19 protein-coding genes are annotated in these 23,989 nt (G+C 44.2%); 9 read left to right on the forward strand and 10 right to left on the reverse strand.

All coding sequences use genetic code 11. The annotated features are described in order from the left end of the window. Positions 1 to 239 precede the first annotated feature (239 nt). Positions 240 to 863: a mechanosensitive ion channel family protein gene (locus F0261_RS15160; RefSeq protein ID WP_014950819.1), complete on the forward strand. Its 624-nt coding sequence runs from the start codon at positions 240 to 242 to the stop codon at positions 861 to 863. Positions 864 to 910: 47 nt separating this feature from the next. Here F0261_RS15160 and F0261_RS15165 read toward each other — a convergent pair whose 3' ends face one another. After that, positions 911 to 4,354 carry a PAS-domain containing protein gene (locus F0261_RS15165; RefSeq protein WP_014980379.1) on the reverse strand — a complete coding sequence of 1,148 codons (3,444 nt, stop codon included), beginning with the start codon at positions 4,352 to 4,354 and terminating at the stop codon, positions 911 to 913. Between the two features lie 257 nt (positions 4,355 to 4,611). On the opposite strand from F0261_RS15165, the gene F0261_RS15170 reads away from it, so the two are divergent. The 4 genes from F0261_RS15170 (at position 4,612) to F0261_RS15185 (ending at position 9,210) form a co-directional block, all read left to right on the forward strand. Next, positions 4,612 to 4,878: a DUF4212 domain-containing protein gene (locus tag F0261_RS15170; RefSeq protein WP_014950817.1), complete on the forward strand. Its 267-nt coding sequence runs from the start codon at positions 4,612 to 4,614 to the stop codon at positions 4,876 to 4,878. A 3-nt stretch (positions 4,879 to 4,881) separates the two neighbouring features. After that, entirely contained in the window at positions 4,882 to 6,588 is a 1,707-nt protein-coding gene (locus tag F0261_RS15175) for a sodium:solute symporter family protein (RefSeq protein WP_014980378.1), read from the forward strand. A 98-nt stretch (positions 6,589 to 6,686) separates the two neighbouring features. Then, positions 6,687 to 8,516, forward strand: coding sequence for a putative nucleotidyltransferase substrate binding domain-containing protein (locus F0261_RS15180; RefSeq protein ID WP_171338369.1), 1,830 nt, complete (start codon positions 6,687 to 6,689; stop codon positions 8,514 to 8,516). Positions 8,517 to 8,520: 4 nt separating this feature from the next. Then, positions 8,521 to 9,210 carry a 3'-5' exonuclease gene (locus tag F0261_RS15185; protein WP_171338370.1) on the forward strand — a complete coding sequence of 230 codons (690 nt, stop codon included), beginning with the start codon at positions 8,521 to 8,523 and terminating at the stop codon, positions 9,208 to 9,210. Positions 9,211 to 9,242: 32 nt separating this feature from the next. Here F0261_RS15185 and F0261_RS15190 read toward each other — a convergent pair whose 3' ends face one another. The 3 genes from F0261_RS15190 to F0261_RS15200 all read right to left on the reverse strand — a co-directional run bounded on the left by F0261_RS15190 (position 9,243) and on the right by F0261_RS15200 (position 11,506). Continuing rightward, positions 9,243 to 10,223: a diguanylate cyclase gene (locus tag F0261_RS15190; protein WP_171338371.1), complete on the reverse strand. Its 981-nt coding sequence runs from the start codon at positions 10,221 to 10,223 to the stop codon at positions 9,243 to 9,245. Positions 10,224 to 10,357: 134 nt separating this feature from the next. Further along, entirely contained in the window at positions 10,358 to 10,777 is a 420-nt protein-coding gene (locus F0261_RS15195; protein ID WP_014950813.1) for an MAPEG family protein, read from the reverse strand. Between the two features lie 222 nt (positions 10,778 to 10,999). After that, complete coding sequence (locus F0261_RS15200) at positions 11,000 to 11,506, reverse strand: fasciclin domain-containing protein (RefSeq protein ID WP_014980374.1); 507 nt, start codon at positions 11,504 to 11,506, stop codon at positions 11,000 to 11,002. Positions 11,507 to 11,791: 285 nt separating this feature from the next. Here F0261_RS15200 and F0261_RS15205 point away from each other — a divergent pair, with 285 nt between their 5' ends. Next, complete coding sequence (locus F0261_RS15205; RefSeq protein ID WP_014980373.1) at positions 11,792 to 12,952, forward strand: lipopolysaccharide assembly protein LapB; 1,161 nt, start codon at positions 11,792 to 11,794, stop codon at positions 12,950 to 12,952. A 92-nt stretch (positions 12,953 to 13,044) separates the two neighbouring features. Here F0261_RS15205 and F0261_RS15210 read toward each other — a convergent pair whose 3' ends face one another. From F0261_RS15210 to F0261_RS15230, 5 genes are all read right to left on the reverse strand, one after another. Next, on the reverse strand, positions 13,045 to 13,884 hold the full coding sequence (locus F0261_RS15210) for an isopenicillin N synthase family oxygenase (RefSeq protein ID WP_014980372.1): 840 nt from the start codon (positions 13,882 to 13,884) through the stop codon (positions 13,045 to 13,047). A 169-nt stretch (positions 13,885 to 14,053) separates the two neighbouring features. Further along, on the reverse strand, positions 14,054 to 15,265 hold the full coding sequence (locus tag F0261_RS15215) for a NupC/NupG family nucleoside CNT transporter (protein ID WP_014950809.1): 1,212 nt from the start codon (positions 15,263 to 15,265) through the stop codon (positions 14,054 to 14,056). Between the two features lie 12 nt (positions 15,266 to 15,277). Beyond that, on the reverse strand, positions 15,278 to 15,901 hold the full coding sequence (gene udk, locus F0261_RS15220) for a uridine kinase (protein ID WP_014950808.1): 624 nt from the start codon (positions 15,899 to 15,901) through the stop codon (positions 15,278 to 15,280). 208 nt (positions 15,902 to 16,109) lie between these two features. Then, positions 16,110 to 17,063, reverse strand: a complete 954-nt coding sequence (locus F0261_RS15225) for a hypothetical protein (protein WP_171338372.1) — start codon at positions 17,061 to 17,063, stop codon at positions 16,110 to 16,112. Beyond that, positions 17,060 to 17,956, reverse strand: a complete 897-nt coding sequence (locus F0261_RS15230) for an ABC transporter substrate-binding protein (RefSeq protein ID WP_014980370.1) — start codon at positions 17,954 to 17,956, stop codon at positions 17,060 to 17,062. The genes F0261_RS15225 and F0261_RS15230 overlap by 4 nt, the downstream gene beginning before the upstream one ends. A gap of 376 nt (positions 17,957 to 18,332) precedes the next feature. On the opposite strand from F0261_RS15230, the gene F0261_RS15235 reads away from it, so the two are divergent. Continuing rightward, the gene (locus F0261_RS15235) at positions 18,333 to 21,362 is read left to right on the forward strand and encodes a TonB-dependent receptor (RefSeq protein ID WP_014980369.1); all 3,030 of its coding nucleotides are present in this window, start codon (positions 18,333 to 18,335) and stop codon (positions 21,360 to 21,362) included. 193 nt (positions 21,363 to 21,555) lie between these two features. Then, positions 21,556 to 22,239, forward strand: a complete 684-nt coding sequence (locus tag F0261_RS15240; RefSeq protein ID WP_014950804.1) for a type 1 glutamine amidotransferase domain-containing protein — start codon at positions 21,556 to 21,558, stop codon at positions 22,237 to 22,239. A 65-nt stretch (positions 22,240 to 22,304) separates the two neighbouring features. On the opposite strand, the gene argR is transcribed toward F0261_RS15240, so the two are convergent. Beyond that, complete coding sequence (gene argR / locus F0261_RS15245) at positions 22,305 to 22,769, reverse strand: transcriptional regulator ArgR (protein WP_014950803.1); 465 nt, start codon at positions 22,767 to 22,769, stop codon at positions 22,305 to 22,307. Positions 22,770 to 23,006: 237 nt separating this feature from the next. Between argR and mdh the strand changes: the two genes are divergently transcribed. Next, positions 23,007 to 23,945, forward strand: a complete 939-nt coding sequence (gene mdh / locus F0261_RS15250; RefSeq protein ID WP_014950802.1) for a malate dehydrogenase — start codon at positions 23,007 to 23,009, stop codon at positions 23,943 to 23,945. Positions 23,946 to 23,989 lie beyond the last annotated feature (44 nt).

The raw sequence follows: 23,989 nt of genomic DNA on the forward strand, positions 1-23,989 counted from the left end.
TTTCCTAGCGAAGCGTGGGAATGTAGGAATGGCTGTTCCCTTTCAAATTCCCAGAATGAAGCTAGGAAGCTTGCCAGACCTTCCCGAAGGGCGAGTTTAAAATGTCCGTACTCTTTGTTGTGTCACCTTGCATGAACTTGACTGTTTTTCACGTTAGCATTAGAGCGCGTCGGCCTTTGTAACGTAAAATCAGAATTAAGGTCAGTCTGCTTAACGAAAAAATGTAAGGATTTGGGTTAATGAATGAGTGGTGGCATGGGTTTTTGGCGTGGTTAACTCAGTACCAGTCAAATGTCGTGTGGAGTGGTTTGGTTTTACTAATTTATTTGGCGATGTCTCGTAAGTTGCTGCCAAAATTAGAAACCAACATCGTAAAGTCAAAGCTAAAATCAAATAGTGCTATTAAAGGACTTTTTGCTGCACGGGTTATTGTCGCTACAGTATCGTTAGCCTTGTTGTTGCTAGCATGGGGGATTGATTTTTCTGGGCTCTTAGTGCTTTCCACTTCTATCATCACGGTAACCGGTGTTGCGCTTTTTGCTAGTTGGTCACTCATCAGTAACATCACTGCGTACTTTATTCTGCTCACAAACGTAGCGTATCGCAGAGGTAATTATGTGCGCATTCTCGACGGCGATAACTTCATTGAAGGTGTGATTGCCGATGTAGGGCCGTTTAGCACGCGCTTGCTTACTGCTGAGCGTGAAACCCTCATGTATCCTAATAACCTAATTTTAACCCGTCCTGTTTTGCTCAACCCTAAAGAGAAGTGGGGAGCAATGGGAAAAGTGGTGGCGAAGTCGAGCGTAGAAACGCCGGTGGTTAAAATTGAAGAAAGTAAACCACACGACGAATTACTCTAGACGTCTTTCCTTACTCACATAGCGAAAAACCTGCAGCGAGCTACTAGCTACACGTTTTTCGCCTCCCTGATGTAGCGCGTCATACTTTGAAGTAGTGCGCGCAGTTTCGCTGGTTTTAGCGGTTTAGCTAAGAAGTTTACGCCTTGGGCTTTACACTGTGTAACTAAGCTTTCATCTGGTGTCGCCGTAATAAGCGCTGCTGGCACCACAATATTAAGTCGATGTCTTATCTCTTCAATCAAAGCTAGCCCATTTTTCTCGCTGTCATGACTGAGCTGATAATCCATGAGTAAGATTTGAGGCTGAATAGTCTCACAGACTTTCAACGCGTCATCCCAGTTGTTCGCAAGCACCACATTGATTCCCCATTTCTGTAATAGGGTCTGCATGGCATCTAAGTTCTCTCTTTGATCGTCCACGCAAAGCACGTCCATGCCTGTAAATGTTGTACTGCGGGGCTTTGCTGTAACGTTGGATACCTGTTTTGGCTCAGCCTTATCCAAGCTAAACGCAAAGCAGCTGCCTTTGCCTATTTTCGAGGTAACACTAATATCGCTGTTCAACTGCAGACTTAAACGTCGTACAACCCCCAAGCCAAGACCTATACCGTGTTCCTTGCTTTCGTTTGCGCGGAAAAAGTCACCAAAAATGCTGTCTTTTTTATCGGTAGATATGCCAATGCCTGTGTCGATAACTTTGAAATAAACGGTGTCTTTGACAGGCTTGATAATGAACAAGACGCGGCCATTTTCCGTGTATTTCACCGCATTTGAAAGCAAGTTTTGCGTTATTCGGTATAAGTACGTTTTGTCAGCTTTTACCCAGCACGGGCGTATAATCGCTTTAAAACCAAGTCCTTTTTCCCGCGCGCGCATCGCCATTTCGTCCACAAGTGGTGACAGCAGGGTCCTTACATCAATAGACTCAATATCGGGTTTCATTTCACCTTGATCTAAGCGTGCGATATCCAGCAAAGTGCCAATCAGTGTTTCGCTAGACGTCACGCTATGGCTAAGCTTTTGAATAATGGCTAGCGCTGACTCAGTCAGTTCTTGTTCTTCAAGGGCGCTCACGTAGAGCTTGGCCGCATTTAGCGGCTGCAAAACATCATGGCTTGCGAGCGCCAAGAAGCGGGTTTTACTAGCATTGGCATCTTCTGCAGCCTTTCGTGCCCTTATCAGTTCTTTCTCGGCATCAGAGCGCCGTTCTATTTCAAGTCGAAGCTCGGCGTTTATGGAGTGTACTTCTTCAGTACGCTTCTTAATACGAGCCTCAAGGTCAATGTTTGATTCTTCAAGCGCTTGCTGTATTTCCACGTGTCCGGTGATGTCGTTGAAGCTTGTTACGAAGCCTCCGCCAGGTAAAGGATTACCTACCATCTCAATAACCCGTCCATCCATTCGTTGTCGCGTGAAGCGATGGGGCATACCAGAGCGCAAATGAGCCAGCCTTTTTTCCACTTCACCGTCTACGTTATCTGTGCCGAACTCACCTTGTGAAGCGTTATACCGAATAAGCTTTTCTATAGGCGTACCTACTGCCAACAAGTTATCAGGGTAAGGGTAGAGGTTGGCATAGCGTTTATTCCACGCTACCAAATTTAAGTGTTTGTCGACTACGCTAATGCCTTGGTCCATATTTTCAAGTGACGTGAGTAGTGCAGTCATATTAAATTGCATGGCTTGCGTTGTGTCATCGAAGAAGTTGATAACCTCGGTAAAGTCCATCTTCTTACCACGCAATGCGCTGTCTAGCAGTACTTTGGCACTCGATGCGCCAATAACGCCACCCAAGGCGCGTTCGCAAAATGATAAAAACGACTCATTCGGCGTATCGTCGTGCTTTAATTGGCAATTATTGAGTTGCTGATATTGTTCCAACAATTGTTCACAACGACCGGATCCCATAAAGGTCGACAATAGCGTTATGAGATCGGAGACGGTCACGTTAGTTGCCTGCGCTTTAACGGTATTGTTAGTGGAAATGGCAGGAGACACAAAGGCTTCAGCTTGCATTCTGTCGATAAGACGCTGCGGTGCAAAGTGTGAAAAGAGTATGTAAACAAAGCTGTTTGCCGCTAAGCTAATCATAGCGCCTTGGCTAATGAGTTCGTTTTGTTCCATTTGTGAAACTTGCTCGCTCACAATGGGAAGCACAAGCCACAACACCCAAATCACTAATCCCACCATTAGCCCTGCGTAAACCCCGTGCGCATGCGCGCGCTTCCAGTAAAGTCCGCCAACAATGGCTGGCATAAGCTGGATAACTAACGAGAACGCAATAAGCCCAATTGAATGAAGCGAGCGGCTGCTGGTCATTTGCTGGTGGTACAAAAACGCCATAAGCAAGATAAACGCGATGACGATACGGCGAATAAGCCTGATTTTGCTCGACACGTCCTGTTTGTCATCGGTATTGCCTGTAAATGCAAGAATGCGCGGCAAAATCACATCGTTGGTGAGCATAGTACTCAGCGTGAGTGTTGCCACAATGATCATAGCTGTTGCGGCAGAGAGCCCACCTACAAAGACAATCACTTGAAGAAGAACTGACTCTGAAAATACAGCCAGCGACAGTACGTAAGAGTCGGGCTCGATATTAGCGCCAGCAAAAATGGCTTTGCCTGCAATGGCGATAATAGGAATTACCGCTGAAATAATGGTCAGGTAGAGAGGGAATAACCACCTTGCCGTGCGCAGATGACCTAGGCTTAGGTTATCAATAATGGCAACGTGAAACTGCCTAGGCAAACAAACAATGGCCGCTGCTGCCATGATAGTTTGAGCGATGAAAGTAAACGAACCAAACTGCGCCAAGGCTATTTCATTGGTGAAACTTTCGAAGAATGGACCAGACTGGGTGCGCTTCCACGCACTATAACCAACAATGGCAACCAGCACTAACGCCAGCAATTTAATGGTCGACTCGAAGGCGATAGCCAGCATCAAACCCCGTCGGTATTCGGTGACGTCCGTTTGCCGGGTACCGAAATATATTGCGAATGCCGCGATGAAGCCAGTGGCGGCAATAATAATGCCGTTGCTGTTAGGCTGCTGAGTAAGGAGTTGGAAAGTAGCGCCCACTGCTTTTAATTGAAGCGCGATATAAGGAATAGTGGCAAGGAGCGCGATAAGTGTAACTACCAAAGCTACGGTTTGGCGCTTGCCATAGCGCGACGCGATGAAGTCGGAAATGGTAGTGATGTGTTGCTTCTTGCTGACGAGGGTTAACTTGTAAATAAACTTATAACCCAAGACGTAAACGAGAATAGGCCCAAGCATGATTGGCAGGTAAATCCAGGTGTCTCTACTTGCTTGGCCTACCATGCCGAAAAAAGTCCATGCGGTACAATAAATAGCGAGGGCCAGCGAATATATAGCGGGATGTGACGTTAGTGCTCTAGCGGTGGGCGAGTTCTTTTCACCCCAACTCGCCAGTGAAAACAGCAAGAAGAGGTACAGTACTGCAAGTGTTACCCAACCAAAAACCATAACGTTCCTTTTAACTTAGTTTTAACAATGCTGTCGCTATTATAATCATTTCGACCATGGTCTACCTACGACCATGGTCTCATTTTGAATTTTTAAAGGCAGGTCTAGAGTAATACGCGAGCTCCTAAATGCTTGACTTTGCTGCTTGTGATTGTTTTTCCTCAACCACGTAACACGCAGCAATAACGTTAACAAAGCCGGGCGTTAGGAATATGTAAAATCATAACAATCAATTAACCTGACATGAGGGTGAAACAATGGCATTTAGAAACGAAGAGGACAAAAAAGCGTATTGGAGGGAGAATCTCGCTCTTCTCGCCAAGCTTTTAGTCGTTTGGTTTATCGTATCATTCGGTGCCGGCATTATTTTTGTCGATATCTTAAATGAAATCCAATTTTTTGGCTTTAAATTAGGCTTCTGGTTTGCGCAGCAGGGCGCAATTTACGTATTTGTTGCATTGATCTTTGTCTACATGGCGAAGATGAACGCCATGGACAAACGCTACGGCGTAGATGAGGAGTAAATCATGGACGTTCAAACTTTAACGTTTATTATCGTTGGCGCATCGTTTGCGCTTTATATCGCCATCGCTATTTGGGCTCGCGCAGGCTCAACTAACGATTTTTACGTTGCAGGTGGCGGTGTACCTCCCGTTATGAATGGGATGGCAACGGCAGCAGATTGGATGTCGGCAGCCTCGTTCATTTCAATGGCGGGTCTTATCTCATTTATGGGGTATGACGGTGCAGTATATTTAATGGGGTGGACAGGTGGTTATGTTCTACTTGCGCTTTGTTTAGCTCCCTATTTACGTAAATTTGGCAAATTCACGGTACCTGACTTCATTGGGGATCGTTACTACTCACAAACCGCGCGTACAGTTGCTGTATTTTGTGCAATCTTCGTTTGCTTTACATACGTTGCAGGTCAAATGCGTGGCGTAGGTGTGGTATTCAGCCGCTTCTTAGAGGTTGATATTGTGTCTGGCGTGGTTATCGGTATGGTTATCGTGTTCTTCTACACCGTACTTGGCGGTATGAAAGGCATTACTTACACGCAAGTTGCACAGTATTGTGTAATGATTTTCGCCTACATTGTGCCGGCGGTATTTATCTCTATGATGGTAACAGGGCATATCCTGCCGCAAACTGGCTTTGGTGCAACCTTAGCAGACGGTTCGGGGGTGCATATGCTGCAGAAACTCGATAATTTATCTGTCGAGTTAGGCTTTAACGAATACACCTCAGGAACAAAAAGTACCATTGATGTATTCTTTATCACCTTTGCGTTAATGGTAGGTACAGCGGGTCTTCCACACGTAATCGTTCGCTTCTTCACTGTGCCTAAAGTTCACGATGCGCGTAAATCTGCAGGCTATGCACTAGCGTTTATCGCAATTCTATATACCACAGCACCGTCACTAGCAGCGTTTGCCCGTGTGAATATGATAGAAACCATTAATGGACCTGAAATGACGGGAACCAGCTATGAAGAAGCGCCGTCGTGGATTAAAAACTGGGAACAAACTGGCCTTATCTCATATGAAGATAAGAACGGTGATGGCAAGATGTTCTATTCGGGTGACGAGCGCAACGAAATGAAAGTTGACCGCGATATCATGGTATTGGCTAATCCTGAAATTGCGAACTTACCTGCGTGGGTTATTGCACTCGTTGCAGCGGGTGGTGTGGCAGCAGCACTGTCAACGTCCGCAGGCTTGCTGCTGGTTATTTCAACCTCTGTTTCCCATGATTTACTGAAACGAAACTTTATGCCAAACATAACCGATAAAGCCGAGCTCATGTATGCGCGACTTGCTGCTGGGGTGGCCATTGTTATAGCAGGTTACTTCGGTATCAATCCGCCAGGCTTTGTTGCACAGGTGGTAGCATTTGCCTTCGGCTTAGCGGCGTCGAGTTTCTTCCCGGCAATTATTATGGGTATCTTCAGCAAGCGCATGAACGATAAAGGTGCTATTGCTGGTATGATTTCAGGTATTGCCTTCACTGCGGCTTACATTATTTACTTCAAATTTGTAAACCCAGCGGCCAATACGCCAGACAACTGGTGGTTTGGTATTTCTCCTGAGGGTATTGGTACCTTAGGTATGATGGTGAACTTCATTGTGGCTTTCCTTGTGTTCAAAGCAACAGATGAAGCGCCAGAAGAAATCCAAGAACTGGTTGAAAGCATTCGTTATCCTAAAGGAGCGGGTGAAGCATCAGCGCACTAAACTAATGTTGCCTTAAGATAGGCTTTAGCAAAATAAAACCAATCTACTGGCGAAAGTGAGTAGGTTGGTTTTTTCTTTTTGTGAACTGGACATTCCCTATGACTGCGATGGCTAAACAAGTTGAAGACTTTCTCAACACTTCAGCACCTTTTGACATGCTGGATAAAGAGCAAAAGCTTGAGCTAGTAAAACATACTGAATTGATTTACCTAACAGCGGATAATGTGGGCGACCTGCAAAAGGGCAAAGCGTCACTTTTTCTTATTCAAAATGGACAGTTTTCCGTCCAAGATTCAGATGCCCCTTTACGCCATTTAAGTGAGGGCGACTACTTCGGCTACACCAATATAATGGAAAAACGTAATTTTTCATTAAGCATCAGTGTAGACAGTCCAGGTCTGGTTTACTGTTTTGAAGCGTCTGCTGTTACCCCGTTATTTGAACTGCCAGCAATTCGAAATTTTTTTGATGGGCTGCGCAATAATGCCCTTCAAAACCATGCTATTTCCGATAGTAATTCCATGTGGCTTTATAAAGGGCTTGAGGATGTTATTAATAAGTCTCCCGTGTCGGTGGACGTAGAAACGTCAATAACAGTGGCGGCGCAGATCATGACGAATCAAAAGGTATCGTCATTACTGGTTACACGAGAAGATAAACTTATTGGCATTATCACCGACCGAGACTTACGTTCAAGAGTGGTTGCCACCTCTCTCGATATTCATCATCCAGTCAGCCATATAATGACGCCTAATCCTGCGCAGATAATGGGAAATAGAACGCTATTTGATGCCTTGGCGCTTATGACCGAAAGGAACATCCATCACCTACCGGTTATCGACCAGAAAACCCTTGTGCCATTGGGTATGGTGACAGCCAGCGATATCATTCGTCATCAGCGTGGTAACGTTCTTTTTATTATTGGAGAGCTAAGCAAAGCGGAGAACCTTTACGAACTAACACGGCTATCCTGGCAGTTGCCGCATTATTTCTCTGCTCATGCGAAAAAAGCAGGGGACTATGACATTGCTGGCAAAATTTTATCTCAAGCTACCGATATTATGACAAGAAAGCTTATTGGCTTTTTCCAACAGGCTAACGGGAAAGCTCCCATGATGTTTGCGTGGCTTGTTTATGGATCACAGGCAAGAGAAGATCAGACGATGGGTTCGGATCAAGACAATGGACTGCTTCTTGCTGAGCGGCCAAGCGAAGCGCAAGCAGAATATTTCGCAAAAATGGCTGATTATGTGTGTAACGGTTTGGCCAAATGCGGCATTAAACTGTGCGATGGTAATATTATGGCGAGCAATTCTAAACTTAGACTCTCGCTTGAAGAAGCCATTGAAGAAGCGAAGCGATGGGTAAAAGCACCAACTAAAGATGCGATTATGCACTTTAATATTTTTCTTGATGTTCGCTGCGCAGCCGGTGATATAAGTTTATTTAAGCAGTTGCAGCGTCAAAGGGCCCCCTTGATGAAGCAAAATATGTTCTTAGCAGCGCTTACGAGAAATAGTAACGAAATATCGGTTCCGCTTTCCATGTTTCAAAAGTTCATTTATGAAAAAGGCCGTAAAGAGAAGGACGTGATCGACCTTAAAACCCGAGCCGTGGCCTTAATTAACAATATCGCCCGTATATACGCGCTAGCTGATGGCGTGACGTTGCCTAACACACTTGCTCGGTTAGACGCGCTATCGGAAAATTCACAGCTCTCAAAAAGAGATGCAACTAACCTACGTGATATTTGGCTGTTTTTAAATCGTTTGCGTTGGCGTCATCAGTTGGAAAATAAAGTAACGGACAATCGTGTGTCGGTTTCAAGTTTATCATCGATTGAAAAGCATCAGCTAAAAGCCGCATTCAAGGCTATAGAGCGAACCAATCAAGCAATGGTTATGAAGTTTTCTGGCGGCGTAAGTTAACTCCATGATAACGCGAATAATCGAAGCCTGTGCATCGGTACTGTTTGGGAAGCGTCAATTCAGAAAGTCGTTACGTGATAAAACGTTGGGCGACACCCCTTTGGCGTCTGTGGATTTAGAACTCACATCGTTAGACCCTGTGACAACTCAAATTACATCGATTGGTTATGTAAGTGGTTCAGCTGGAAAAATTACGCTTTCCTCCAGTGGCTATCACGTTATTAATACGTCAGCGGACTTAGGACAAAGCCCTGTAATACACGGATTGACCTTAGATATTTTGCAACAAGGCGAAGGCTTAGCAGACGCCATCAATTCATTGCTACCACTACTGAAGACACATGTTCTAATTTTTCACAATGCGCGATTAGATTTGATGGCGCTTGATAGTGCCTTCAAACGGTGTGGATTAACGCAGATGGAAGTGCTCTATATTGATACGCTTCAGCTCGCACTTTATCAGTTAAACAAACAACATCAGGTGTTACCGAGTAATAGTGCAACGCTAACGGTTTGTAGGCAACGATTAGACTTACCCGCGTTTCCTGAACACAACGCACTAGATGACGCGCTAGCGACAATGCAGTTGTTTTACGCCCAGCTAAATGAATTGGGAATTACTTTGGAGAATTCACTCGAGTCTTTGGCTCACACGAATGCTGTCGGCAGTTTTAAGCTGGGAGTACCGCATTAGCGTCTAGAGCAAGGCAACGCTAATTATAGTGCCTAAGCCTTAAGTTTTGTGGAATGACTCGATGCTTTTATTTTGCCAGCGCTTACTGCTGTCGGCGCCACGAGTTGATTTCGCCCAGAGGTTTTGGCCACATACAGATTTTTGTCTGCTTCTAACATGACGTAGTCGATAGTTTTATTGTCATCAGCATGCTTGACGGCTAAGCCAGCACTTAGCGTAACGCGTTCATACTCAGATGCCGCATGAGGAATATTCAGGTCATAAACCGTTCGCAATAAGCGCTCAGTGACGGCCTTCGCGCCGTTTACATCGGTGTTAGGCAGAATAACCAAAAACTCTTCACCGCCAATTCTCACTAATTTGTCCATAGGTCGAAGTAGGGCGTCGTTGATCGTTTTACTGACCTTCCACAAACAGCTATCGCCATCTATATGACCATACATATCATTGAACAGTTTAAAGTGATCAACATCAAAAATAACCAAGGAGAGAGGAGTAACATTACGCAACCCATCTCTCACTAAACGGGGTAAATAGTCGTCTAAATAGTGGCGATTGTAGGCACCTGTTAACTTATCTACATAGATAAGCTTTTCGAGCAAATCGTTTCTAAGCTTGTGATTGATGTGTGATTTTACACGGTTGCGTAGGGTACAAGCGTTTACCGGCTTCACCACAAAGTCAACGCAGCCTGATTCCCAACATCTCGACTCTTCTTCATCACTTGACGAAGAGGTTACGAAAATAATAGGAATGTGAGCACACAACGGCTTTTTTCTTAACAATGCGGTGGTCTGATGCCCGTCTAATTCGGGCATTGAAACATCCATGAGGATTAGGTCAGGCGTATGGTACTTGCAATATTCAATTGCTTCTTTACCTGAGCCCACAGAGGCGCAGGCGACTGTGTCTTCAAGTAAAGTTTCCAGAACAAGTCTGCTGCTGGCTTGGTCGTCGACAATCAGTACTTTGCAATCTGCTAAAGTTCGGTCGCCAACTTGTTCAATATACACAAGTACTCCTAAACACAAAGGTGAGTGTTCAGGTTCAAGAGTACGCCTAATTTTAGAAAATGTGGATTAACCAAAAGTTTAATATTTAACCATTTGGTTCAATTTCACTCTTATCTTCTTATTTTATATCGTTTCTAAGAAAACAAATTAAACACTGCAAGACCAAATACGCCGAAGGTACACAGTGTGCCTATCATATAAAAATAGCTTCTTGGGCTTGGATTTTTTTCTGTAGCGATTGCGTAATACAGCCCCATATGAATGATGCGACTTAGCGCGTAAATCCAAACAAGAGCCGCAAGTATGCTGGTTGATGCGCCAAGAAAAATGCAAAGAAGAGCTGGAAGCGTAAACTGATGAATATTTTCGAGCGAATTGTGAAATGTTCTGTGGCTTCTGAATACGAAACTATCATGACTCAATTCCTCGCTGACTTTCCCTGGAATATAGCGAGACTGTTTTCTGTGAGCGATAGCGGCAACGATGTTTTGCACGAAAACGGTAAAGCTTATAAGCAAAAGGCCCGCAATACTATATGTGTAGACTGTGAACACGTGAACTCCTTTCTTTATTCCTTGAATGGATTCAGACAACTGGTTAGATGACAACGAAGGCCTGTTTAAACATGCGTATGTTAAACATGCCCGTGACCAACTAACCGTTCAATGTTTCTACGCCCAGACTTGTTGAAGAGATCGAAGCACATGCATAAATCGATGAACGAAAGCACCAACTTTTAGTGCTTTCGTTTTCAGCGCTTTTCTTTGCAAGAGGGACTACAGCGCTGCTTTAACATCGTTTGGAAGCAACACAGTATCGATCACGTGAATAACACCGTTACTCGTCATGATGTCGGCTTTGATCACATTTGCGCCGTTTATCATAACCTTATTCATATCAGTTGAGACCATTACCTTGCTTCCTTCGACGGTAGTGGCATCAGATAGCCCAGCTACATCTTTTGCTGTGACTTTACCCGTTACTACGTGATAAGTGAGAATTTTAACAAGGGTTTGTTTATTCTCAGGTTTCAATAGCATCTCAATGGTGCCTGCCGGGAGTGCAGCAAAAGCTTCATCGGTGGGAGCGAAAACAGTGAATGGCCCATCTCCCTTCAGTGTAGTAACCAAGTCGGCAGACTTAACTGCGGTGACAAGTGTTGAGAACATGTCGTTGCTTGCTGCGGTGTCGACAATATCTTTATGTCCATCCTTGGCATGATGGCCAGCAACCGCTGAGGCACTCAATACAACTAAGAAGAACGCACTAATTAACTTTTTCATACTCTTTCCTTTTGCCTATTAAATTACGTTAAGTGAAATTCAACATCCTTCGTTTAGCCAACTACTGACCTACGCCACTGAAAGCTACTGAATTGAGAATTGTTACGGTACTTCAGGGAAATTTGATGATTAACTTTGTGTAATGCCAAGTCGCAATGTATGAGCACCTAAGGAAGCGAGTAAAATTATGCGTTGAACGAGCTTTAAACTGGATTGTAAATAAAATGTAAATTCATGGCGCGCTGCTATACTTAATCTATCGAGTAAATAAGAAAGGTGCCTATTATGAATGCTCGACTCGCTGTTCCTTTGTTGTTATGCATAGTGCTTGCCGCTTGCCAATCTACTGATAATCAGCATGTAAAAGCTGCGCCCACTTTGTTAAATGACAGTCTCTTTCCTTCCTATACGTTATTTCCCGTAGAGTCTTCAGATGAAATTTTTTACTTAGACGAAGACGCACAGTTTTTTGCTGAGCAAGCGGTCTATGAAAAAAGCGCGCTGCAAAAAAATGTAAAAGGGTTAGTGAAGGCCATATTTGACCACTCTGATCAGGGAATGCTTTACAGAAACGGTGCTAACACCACAGCAAATACTACGTTCAATAATAGAGCCGCGAATTGTTTGTCTCTTTCCATTATGACGTATGCGTTAGCGAAACATGTAGGGCTACAAGCCACGTTCTACGAAGTAGAAATCCCTGAATACTGGACTCGTCGAGAAGGGTACAGTTTACTAAATGGTCATATCAACTTACGAGTTCAACTTCCAGAAGATCCCAATATCGTCTCTATTGGAGGAAGTTTTGCGGACGTGGATTTCGACCCCCAAACCCTCAGAAGTTACTTTCCTAGAATCGCTGTGTCAGAGGAAAAAGTTATAGCGATGTTCTACAACAATAAGGGAGCTGATGCGCTTGTTGCCAACAGTTATACCAAAGCCTATAGCTATTTTAGGGCTGCTGCTACCATCGCACCGGAACTGGCCCAAAGTTGGGTCAATCTTGGAGTACTTTATCGAATGGCCGATGCATACGAACAAGCAGAGGCGGCCTACAAGCATGCTTTATCTTTGAATAGTGAAAACCTCACAGCATGGGAAAATTTATCGATACTTTATCGTTATCAAGATAGATTTGAAGAGGCGAAAACAATCAACCAAATGGTGGATACTAAACGCCAAAGCAATCCCTTTTACCACTATATATTGGGTGAACAAGCTTTCGATAATGAAGAGTACGAGGCAGCGATATCATATTATTTAAAGGGACTAAAACTTGATAATACCCGTCATGAAATTCTGTTTGGATTAGCGAAAACGTATTTTGAAAGTGGAGACATAACCAACGCTGAGCAATACTTGTCTCGGGCTATCAAGCATGCAAACAATAGGCAAGACAAGTCTCGTTATCAGTCCAAATTATCAGCTTTAGCGAATAATCAATGAAGTGGGTGTTGAGAGGGTAGGCGGTATAATTCAGGCAAAAAAAACCGCAGACTAGCTGCGGCAAAAGAATAACACTACAAAAGGAACTTAATTTATATAACGCCCAGCTCACGAAGGCGCTCTTGCAGGTATGACCCTGCGGTATGACGTTCTGAAAGAACAACATCTGGTCTAGGGTGTAAGAACAGCGGCAATGAAATACGAGATTTCGTCATGTCAGCACCATCTGGGTTTACAACCCTATGCGTAGTTGATGGGAAGTATCCGCCAGATGCCTCTTGAAGCATGTCGCCAATATTCACAATCAAGTTCCCGAAATCACACGGAACTTCAATCCAACTACCGTCTTTAGCTTGTACTTGCAATCCAGGCTCGTTGGCTGCAGGCAAGATAGTAATCAAATTAATATCTTCGTGAGCAGCTGCGCGAATTGCGTCTACTTCTTCATCACCTTTTAGTGGTGGGTAGTGCAGTATACGTAGCAAGGTCTGATCAGAATCTTTGATCATGTCACCTAGCGGTTGACTGTACTTATCGCTCACCTCTGAAGGAGAATGCTTTTCTATCCAACCCAATAGCTCTTTCGCTAGTGTGTTTGCTTCCCCATAGTACTGGGAAATCTGCGGCTGTAGTGCTTCTGGACACTGACCCCACGGATAGAAATGGTAATACTCTTTAATGTCTTTTTTCGTAAAGCCTTTGGCTACCTCAGATACGCTCTGAGGGAAAAATCCGTCTTGTTTACCCTTGTTGTACAGGTAATCGTTCTTCTCTTCACTGTCGAAGAAGCCCTGCCAATTGTCGTAAATACCTTGAACTAATGACTGTTGGATAGGGTGATTTTTTAAAACACCGAACCCTGTCTCGCGAAGTGACTTCACGAATTCTTCTTGTGCGTTTTCCGCTTGGTAATCAACAGCAACTAATTGCATAACTTTATCCCGTATATTTTGACTGCGGCATTATAAAGGTAGACGGGCTACAGAAAAAAGTCGCAGAAATTGACATAAATCAACCCCGCGAGGAATTTGCGCGTAATTTACAGAAACCTGACCAGTTAGTCTAGTAAAATCTTGACCAACTGGTCCAAATTAATGAAATTTAACCAAGAGAGAGGTAAAAGCCCGCTAGCGCGGCACTCATTAAGTTAGATAACGTTGCAGCAATAACAGCTTTTAACCCCAGTCTCGCAATTTCTTTTCTGCGTGTTGGTGCCATGGCACCAATTCCACCCATCAAAATAGCGATAGAAGAGAAGTTTGCAAAACCACAAAGTGCAAAGGTGATAATGGCCTGAGATGCTTCAGATAGCTGTGATTGGTTCTCTAGGAAGTTTAGGTAGGCGACAAATTCGTTAACTACCATTTTCTGACCAATAAAGCTGCCTGCAAGTTGCGCTTCCTCCCATGGTACGCCGATTGCCCATGCAAGAGGTTGAAGCACATAACCCAGGATCCCTTCAAACGTCACGTTTTCATAGCCAAATAATCCTGCTGTCCAGCCAATAAGGCCGTTAAACATGGCTATAAGTGCTATGAAAGCGAGTAGCATTGCACCTACGTTTAACGCAAGTTGCATGCCTGATGCAGCGCCACTGGCGGCTGCATCAAATACATTGGCGTAGCCGGTATCTTCCGCATCTACGTCATGTAAATCTTCATTTGGCTTACTGGTTTCTGGCAACATGATTTTTGCCATAAGTAAGCCACCTGGCGCAGCCATAAAGCTGGCTGCTAGCAAATACTTAAGATCTACCCCCATGCCTGCGTAGCCCGCCATTACTGAACCAGCAATTGACGCCAACCCCCCCACCATAATGGCAAATAGCTCAGAGCTCGTCATGTGTGGAATAAAAGGGCGAACCACAAGAGGCGCTTCTGTTTGGCCCACAAAAATATTGGCAGCAGAAGACATGGATTCAGGTCGGCTAGTTCCCAGCGCTTTCTGTAAAAAACCACCGATAACCTTGATGATCAAACCCATTACTTTGAGGTGATAAAGAACGGCAATAAGCGCCGAGAAAAACACGATAACTGGAAGCACGTTAAAGGCAAAAATAAACGCGATCGACTTGTCGCCAATAGGACCGAACAAGAAATTAATGCCTTCTTGGCTATAAGCAATGATGTTGGCGACAAAACGCGTTGCGCTCAACAATACTTCTTTACCAGGTTCAGAATACAGGACAAACGCGCCAACGGATGCTTGAATAGCAAATGCGCCACCGACGGTGCGCCAGTTTATATTACGTTTCGCCGATGATAACGCGAAGGCAATACCCAGAAGGACTGCAATGCCCAGTAAACTCACCATAGTAATGTTCCCTTAAAGAAGCGCTTGCTGAATGTGTGATTTGATCACATCTAATGCAATTTGGTTTTTGCCACCTTGCGTCACTACTACGTCGGCAGTGAAGCGGCTAGGTTCTATAAATTGATGATACATAGGCTTAACAGTTTCTTCGTACTGTTTTGCCACAGATTCAATACTACGACCGCGTTCTTTTAGGTCGCGCATCATTCTGCGCATCAAACAAATATCAAGAGGAGTATCAATGAAGATCTTCACGTCGTACAAAGGAAGAAGATCAGTACGAGCTAGTAGCATGATGCCTTCAAGAATAATGACTGGCGCAGGATTTAGACGCTCAGTTTCAGGCAAACGCGTATGCGTTTTATAGCAGTAATGTGGATAGTCAATAGGCTGACCATCACGCAATGCTTGCAAGTGTGCTTTTAAAAGCTCATGTTCAAAGGCGTTCGGGTGATCATAGTTGTTCTTCTCACGTTGCTCCATGGGAAGATGATCTTGCGCACGGTAGTAATGATCTTCGCGCAGCACTTGAACAGGGCGGCCTTGAGCACTGAAGCCGTTAAACAAATTTTTTGTAAAAAGAGACTTCCCAGAGCCAGAAGCCCCAGAAATGGCAATAATAAGTGGCGATTGCATAGTACTATAAAGCTGATTTTGTTGGTGCAAAGATACGCGTTTAGGCCTCGCGAATCAATGTTATATTCACAAGTTCTCGGTTTTTGGATCGGTCTTTGCTAGAACTTTATCGTATTTTCAAGGTATTGCAGGGCGTTTAGTCAGCACGTAAAAAACACCAAAAAGTTCTCCAAGTGGTCAGTTTTTAACTGAACAAGTCAAAATATCGCTAGTTACCAATTATCTCTATATCGTCGTCCTTAACGCTCGGTAATGCATACGAATGCTGCTTCGAGCGAGAGCCCTCACCTTGCGCTCTGGGTGGGTAGTAGGTTTCTTTTTCATCAACATAACCAGAGAATACATCATCAAGTGCAGCGCGTATTTCGCTGAGGGTTTTATCTAAATTTGCATTGAAATCTGGGCGTTTTCGCTTGGTATGGCCCAATTCGATTAATCGACCAAAACACTTGTTAGCCAATGCCATTAACTCGTGTGGTACATCTTTGTGAGGAGGCAGAGACTCATTTGGGTTATCTATGCAGTACTTAACTAGAGCGGTATAGAAACACAGAGGTTTGTTTTGTAGTGTGACTACTTTGTCATCAATACCGTTCGAAATCGTTTTTTCCTGAAGGTTGATAACAAGCTTTGGTTTAGGAGGAAGCACTAATTCTTCAAGTGAAGACTGTGTTCGTCTCTTTTTACTCGTAAAGGCGAAAAGGGGAGCAATAAGAAACGCGAGTAAAATGCCAAGCCAACTAAGACCGACCTCATTGATAGGTGCTCTACTATTGATAGAAATATTTATGGTTTGCTCTGCATTCTCGAAGGTAGTGCGGTGTAGTGCTGGATATTCAGATAAGTCTGACTTGACCTGAACTCCTTGAATTTCACTAACGACAACAGGAAGTGCCTTTTCTTCGACTACTCGATTTAGGCGTTCAAGGTAACGGCCTATAGCATATCTGTTCTCTGGCGTGTTAAGCGTTTCATTTCCTACATCAAGGAAAGCGCTATCTAAGCTGATTCTTCTCTCAACTACGTCAATGGCCCGGTGAATAGAAGATTGATGCGCGAAATACTGGCCTACAACAGATGCAATTTGCAATGAGATTAGCAATAAAGAGAAGGTAATTGCGAGCTTAAGAGGAGGCCTAGGGCGAAGCTTTATTTTACTCATTTGTTACACCCTTCTTCCAGCGTAATATTTTTGTAATATGGTCTCGGGTGTGTTGTCGCTATTTCGTAAACAACCGACTGCACAGCGCAGAATAAGTCGGTATTTTGAGTCTGCATCTTCAAATACCATTGCATGCCGCTTACGCTTTCTAGCAGTGGAGATATATAGTTTTTAGAGAAAGTTTCACCGTCTTCTTCAGCCCAATACGTGGAAATAATATCGACCTCGCCTGCAAGGAGTGCCCGCCTTAGTTCTTTATGAGAGCTGTAATAAATAATATCGATATTGCTACTGTTCAGGCCTAAATGATGAAGAACGGTTTTCGGCACTATATGGCCAGAGCGACTACTTGGATAATCAAGAAGGCCTATGCGTTTTCCTAGAAGATATTCTTTGCTTAATGTTGGCTTCTCTCTGAGTGAAATGAAGAATGCGGGATAGTCGGGGTGCGCGGCTAACTTCGTTAGACCGTATATTTTGTCAGCGCCGAAAGCGTCTACTATATTACTTTTCACTAAAGCGAGATCAACAACGCCGTGATTGATATATCTAAAGGTGTCGTAATCGCTTTGTCCAACCACTACCTTAATGCCGCTATATTGACGCTTTATTGTACTGTCCGAGCATAAGCGTTCATTAACCATTTCTGCGATACGGCCATCGGTTATATAGGCAGAAAATATGTCTTCATTTCCAGATAACCCCGTTTCACAGGTTAATATTTGACCGGTTTGTGGCAGGATGTCATCATAAAAAATAGAATTTTTAAAATAGCTAGCTACGCTACATAATAATGCAACGACAACAAAGACAATCCATTTTACAGAGGTAACAATTCTAAAATCTGTCAAAAAAACGACCAAATGAATTAACGATTTATACGCGGATTTCATCAGTTAAGGTTACTTATTGCAATAGGTAAATTTATTTTAAAATAGTAAGTCATTGTTATTTTTGTTATTTTTATGGGTAAACCTGATTTTTATTAAACGCTGTTTATTAGTGCTCGATATGGCAAGAATAGGAACAGCTAATCGCCGTGAATTGACGAGAATAATAACAAGTAAATTAATCTGACCATTTGGTCAAGATATTTTTTGCAAAGTCAAAGGCCTAGGGGGATTGCTGCTAAATAAAAATGTAAAGTTGTAATAAAATTGACATGAATCTCTATAACAATTTCGTCGATTCATATTAATTGAAGGTCGACTACGGGAAATACCCTACTAGCGAACCTAAAAACAAATTTAAACAAAAAGGGAAACACACATGAGAACATCAGCAAAGTTCAGTCGCATTGCGGCTGCGGTTGCGCTGTCAATCGGTTTGTCGTCAACTGCAATGGCGCAGGTAACGTCATCTGAATTGAACGGTAAAATTATGGGCCCGCAAGGTAACCCTGCAGCAGGTACTGTAGTAACGGTTACTCACGTTCCTACTGGTGCTGTTAAAACAGTAACAGTAAACAGCGGTGGTACGTTCAGTCTTCGTGGTCTTCGCGTAGGTGGTCCATACACAGTTGTTATTGATTCTGACGAATTCGCTGATCAAACTATCAACGATGTTTACCTAGAGCTTGGTGAATCAGCGTCTATCGAGCGTATGCTTGAGCCTGCTGCTCAATACGAAAACATTGTTGTAACTGGTTCTCAGGTTAGCAGCCTATCTTTCGGTCAAACTGGCCCAGTAGCAAGCTTCGACCTTTCAACTCTTCAAGAAGCACCTGCTATTAACCGTGATATCACTGACATCGTTCGTATTGACCCACGTATTTACGTAGACGAAGGCGGCAGCAACGGTATCCAGTGTGTGGGTAAAAGCCCGCGTTTCAACAGCCTGACTGTTGACGGTGTTCGCATGAATGACCTTTTCGGTCTTAACTCAAACGGCTACCCAACAGAAAGAATGCCTTTCTCTTTCGACGCTATCGCAGGTGTTTCAGTTGAAATCGCACCTTTCGACGTGATCTACGGTGGTTTCTCTGCGTGTAACATCAGTGCCGTAAGTAAAACCGGTACTAACGAAGTTCACGGTTCTGCATTCTACGATTTCGGTAGCGACAGCTTACGTGGTGACTCACTTGAAGGTGATGATATCAACCTAGGCGCGTATACTGAGAAACGTTACGGCTTCACCGTTGGTGCACCGCTTATCAAAGATAAACTATTTATCTTCGCTGCATACGAAAAACTTGAAGGTGCAAATACTTTTGACCGTGGCGCTATCGGCTCTGGTGCGATTAACGAGGTTAATATTACTCAAGCAGAAGTTGAGCGCATCCAACAAATTTCTCAAGACGTTTACAACTTTGACGCTGGCGGTGTTCCATCAAGCCTTGCTAACGAAGATGAAAAGTTACTTGTTAAGTTAGACTGGAACATCAACGACCAGCATCGTTTAGCGTTTACTTATAACTACAACGACGGCAACAACTTTGCGCAGTCTGACGGCGATTCAAATGAATTTGAATTCCAAAGCCACTTATATGAGCGTGGTGCAGAGCTTCAGTCTTTCATCGGTGTACTTTACTCAGACTGGACAGACAAGTTCTCAACCGAAATCCGTATAGCACGTACAGAGCTTGATAACCTTCAGCGCTCTTTCTACGGTGACGGCACTCCAGGTGGAAACGACTTCGGTGAGATCCTAATCCGTATGGCTAATGATCCGGACGATTCTTCAGATAACCTAACCGTTTACCTAGGTTCTGATGACAGCCGTCAAGCCAACGACCTAGACTGGGATGCAACTAGCATCTTGTTCCGCGGTAACTACTACTTCGATAACGGTCACACGCTAACTTTCGGTTATGAAAACGACAAGCTTGATATCTTCAACCTTTTCGTACAGCACGCTGAAACAACAACGATTTTCAACAGCATTGACGATTTCGAAAACGGTGCCAATGCACGTATCGAATACGGTTATGCATACTCGGGTAACCTTCTTGACCGTGCAGCAGAATGGGGCTACACGTCTCACTCAACCTACGCGCAAGACGAGTTCTACCTAACTGACGACTTGAAAGTGGTTGCTGGTCTTCGTTATGACTGGATCACAACGTCAGATCGTCCTTTAGAAAACACGGAATTCACTGAATCTTACGGTTATAGCAACAGTGCAAACCTTGACGGTGTAGACCTACTTCAACCACGTGTAGGTCTTAACTACACGCTAAGCGATAGCACAGAACTACGCGGTGGCTTCGGTTTATTCTCAGGCGGAAATCCTAACGTTTGGATGACTAACAACTACCAGAACACTAACGTTACTGGTGGTGAAGTTAGAAACGACTATGCAAATATCCTAGATGGCAGCATCACTTGGGTTAACACTGAAGACGGCGTTACCGCCGGTCCAGGTTACTCAGTACCGTCTGACCTAGATGCACAAATGGATTCAGGTGTTGGCCGTAACTTTGAACCAAATAACCTTGACCCAGACTTTGAAATGCCTAGCGAGTGGAAAATCTCTGCAGGTATGACGCACATCACAGACGAAGACTACGTATTTAACTTAGATCTATTGGTTAGCATTACGCAAAACCAAGCGATGATTAAATACAAAGGCATAGAGCCTGTGGGTCTTACAGAGGAAGGTTATATTGAATATGAAAGAACGGGCTTAGGTTCACTAGAGTTAACTAACTCTGATGAAAGCTCTACTTCTTATTCATTAACAGCGACTATGAACAAGTCTTGGGACAACGGCATCTCAATCGTGGGTGGTTATAACTACAGCCACGCTGAAGATGTACAGCCTATGACTAGCTCTGTAGCGTTCTCTAACTTCCAGTTCCGTGCATTTACCAACCCGAATGAAGAAGTATCTTCACTTTCAGATTGGAATATCGCACACCGCTTTACGTTAGACTTCCGTTATACTACAGAGCTAATCGATGGTTATAACACCACGTTCTCTGCATTCGCGGTTGCTCAGTCTGGTAAGCCTTATAGCTTCACTATTTCTGAAGACGAAGTTAACGATATCTTCAATTTCACACCTTACTTGGATTCTAACAACGTACTTCCAATCGGTGCTGAGCGTAACGATGAAGAAAGCCCATGGTGGGCGAAGGTTGACATCGCGGTTCGCCAAGATGTTCCAGCGTTCCACGAAGACCACACCGCACAAGTATTCTTCGTAATCGATAACTTCACGAATATGCTAAACGATGATTGGGGTATCCTAGAAGAGACTTCATTCAACACGGCTGTAGTCGGCACTGCTAATCCAGAGCGCCGTCAAGGTGATGCGTCACTTTGGGAACTACGCGTAGGTGTTAACTACCGCTTCTAAGCTGTAGAAAAACACTAGCTACAAGTTGTAGTGTTAGGTGCCACTCTCCTTAACAGGAAGTGGCACTTTTTTATGCCCGTCATTAATCTCACAATCATGCAATCAAACGATCCTCCGCTTTTTTAATGATCTAACTAGGTACATTAGCCGAAGTAATTGACGACAAATTTTTAAATGCTCGCAAGGAGGGCTTATGTCAAAACGTATGCTAATGGTAATGACATCTCACGAAATTATGGGTGATACCGGCAAAAAGACAGGCATGTGGTTGGAAGAGTTTGCTGCGCCGTACTACGCATTTAAAGACCAAGGATATACGATAACTTTGGCGTCACCCATGGGTGGGCAAGTGCCAATCGATCCCAATAGTCTGGCTGACGATGCAATGACCGACGACGCTATGCGATATACGAAAGATGAGCTGGCGCGTAGCGCAATAGCGTCGACTATTCCGCTTGAAGATGTGAGAGCTGAAGAGTTTGACGCGGTGTTTTATCCAGGGGGACACGGTCCGTTGTGGGACCTTTCTGACAATGTGCACTCGATAAAACTCATCGAAGACACTATCGCAGCTAATAAACCCGTTGGGGCAGTATGTCACGCGCCAATTGTGCTTAAAGACGTTAAAACGCCTGATGGCAAATACCTGGTAGAGGGAAAATCTGTTACCGGATTTTCAAACAGTGAAGAAGCTGCAATGGAACTTACTGACGTAGTGCCTTATCTGGTTGAAGATGAACTGGTTAAAAAAGGCGGTAAGTATGAGAGCGCCGACAATTTTGCTGTAAAAGTGTGTACCGACGGGTTACTGGTGACGGGACAGAATCCGCCGTCATCACGACCAGCAGCCGATGCGTTGATTAAGCTATTGAGTTAGCGTCAGCGAACAGCAGAATATATAGTGCCCTCAATGAGAGGGCACCGTTTTAAAAGCGTGGCTACCTAAACGTTCTCAAACAGGTCTTCAACACGCTGTCTTAGTTCTTCAATTCTAGACACATCCGCTGGCGCGATGAAAATAGTGTCGTCACCTGCAATGGTGCCCAAAACCCCGTCTTTCTTACTCAATGAGTCAAGCAAGCGCGCAATAAGCTGCGCAGCACCAGGGCTGGTTCTAATAATTACCATTACGTTGTTGTGAACGATATCCAGTACCAGCTGTTTAAGGGGGCTTTTAGCCGTAGGCATACCTAGCTCTGGAGGCAAGCAATACACCATATCACCTCGGGCATTTCGCGTGCGTACCGCGCCGAATTTGCTTAGCATTCTAGAGATTTTAGATTGGCTGATGTTGTCGAAGCCTTGTGCTTTTAATGCATCAACAATTTCGCCCTGTGAACCGTAACTTTCTGCTTTAAGAATTTCTTTAAAAGCTTTGATGAGTAGCTCTTGTTTTGCGTTTGCCATTAGCGCTCTTTTCTTTTTTGAGGGTTATCGTTAGGAATTATATTTAGTATGCGTATATTGTGCCGTACAGGTAGACTTTGCGCAATTTCTTTGCATAATCATTCATGATAATGAATATCGAGATAAAATCGCCATAAATAACGTTAATAAGACGATCCGGTGATTGAGTTTTCCCCCGCGTTGCATTAGTGTGACGTTCCGTTTAAATACGTGAAGTAATCCCATAGGAGAAATGGTATGAAAGTAGCCGTGTTAGGTGCTGCCGGTGGTATTGGTCAGGCGCTGTCTTTGTTGTTGAAAACACAATTGCCAGCAGGTTCAGATTTAGCGCTTTACGACGTAGCGCCAGTTGTTCCTGGTGTTGCCGTTGATTTGAGCCACATCCCCACTGCGGTAAAAGTAACCGGTCACGGTAAAGATGACCTAGCTGATGCACTAACTGGAGCAGACGTTGTTCTAATTCCAGCGGGTATGCCTCGTAAGCCAGGTATGGATCGTTCTGATCTATTCAACATCAACGCCGGCATTGTTAAAAACCTTATCGAAGGTGTAGCTGATAACTGCCCGAACGCGTGTGTTGGTATCATCACTAACCCAGTTAACACTACTGTTGCTATTGCAGCTGAAACGCTTAAAGCAAAAGGCGTTTACGACAAAAACAAGCTTTTCGGTGTAACGACACTAGACGTTATCCGTGCTGAAACGTTTGTTGCTGAACTTAAAGGTGTAGACGTATCTTCTGTGCACGTACCGGTAATCGGTGGTCACTCTGGTACAACTATCCTTCCTCTACTTTCACAAGTTGAAGGCGTAGAGTTCACAGACGAAGAAGTTGCTAGCCTAACTACTCGTATCCAAAATGCGGGTACTGAAGTTGTTGAAGCTAAAGCGGGCGGCGGTTCTGCAACCCTATCAATGGGTCAAGCAGCGGCACGCTTCTGTCTATCTCTAGTTGCAGCAATGCAAGGTGAGAACGTTGTTGAGTACACTTATGTACAAACTGATGACAGCGACGACGCAGCATTCTTTGCACACCCAGTTCGCCTAGGCGCAAACGGTGTTGAAGAAATCTTGCCATACGGCGAGTTAAGCGCATTTGAAGAAAAAGCGAAAAACGACATGCTTGAAGGCCTCCGTGGCGACATCAAGCTAGGCGTAGACTTCGTAAACGGCTAATAACGCCTGAAGCGGATGTACTAGCATCCGCTAGAAAAGGCTGG

This window comes from Alteromonas sp. 07-89-2 (assembly GCF_013113925.1).
Lineage (GTDB): Bacteria > Pseudomonadota > Gammaproteobacteria > Enterobacterales > Alteromonadaceae > Alteromonas > Alteromonas macleodii.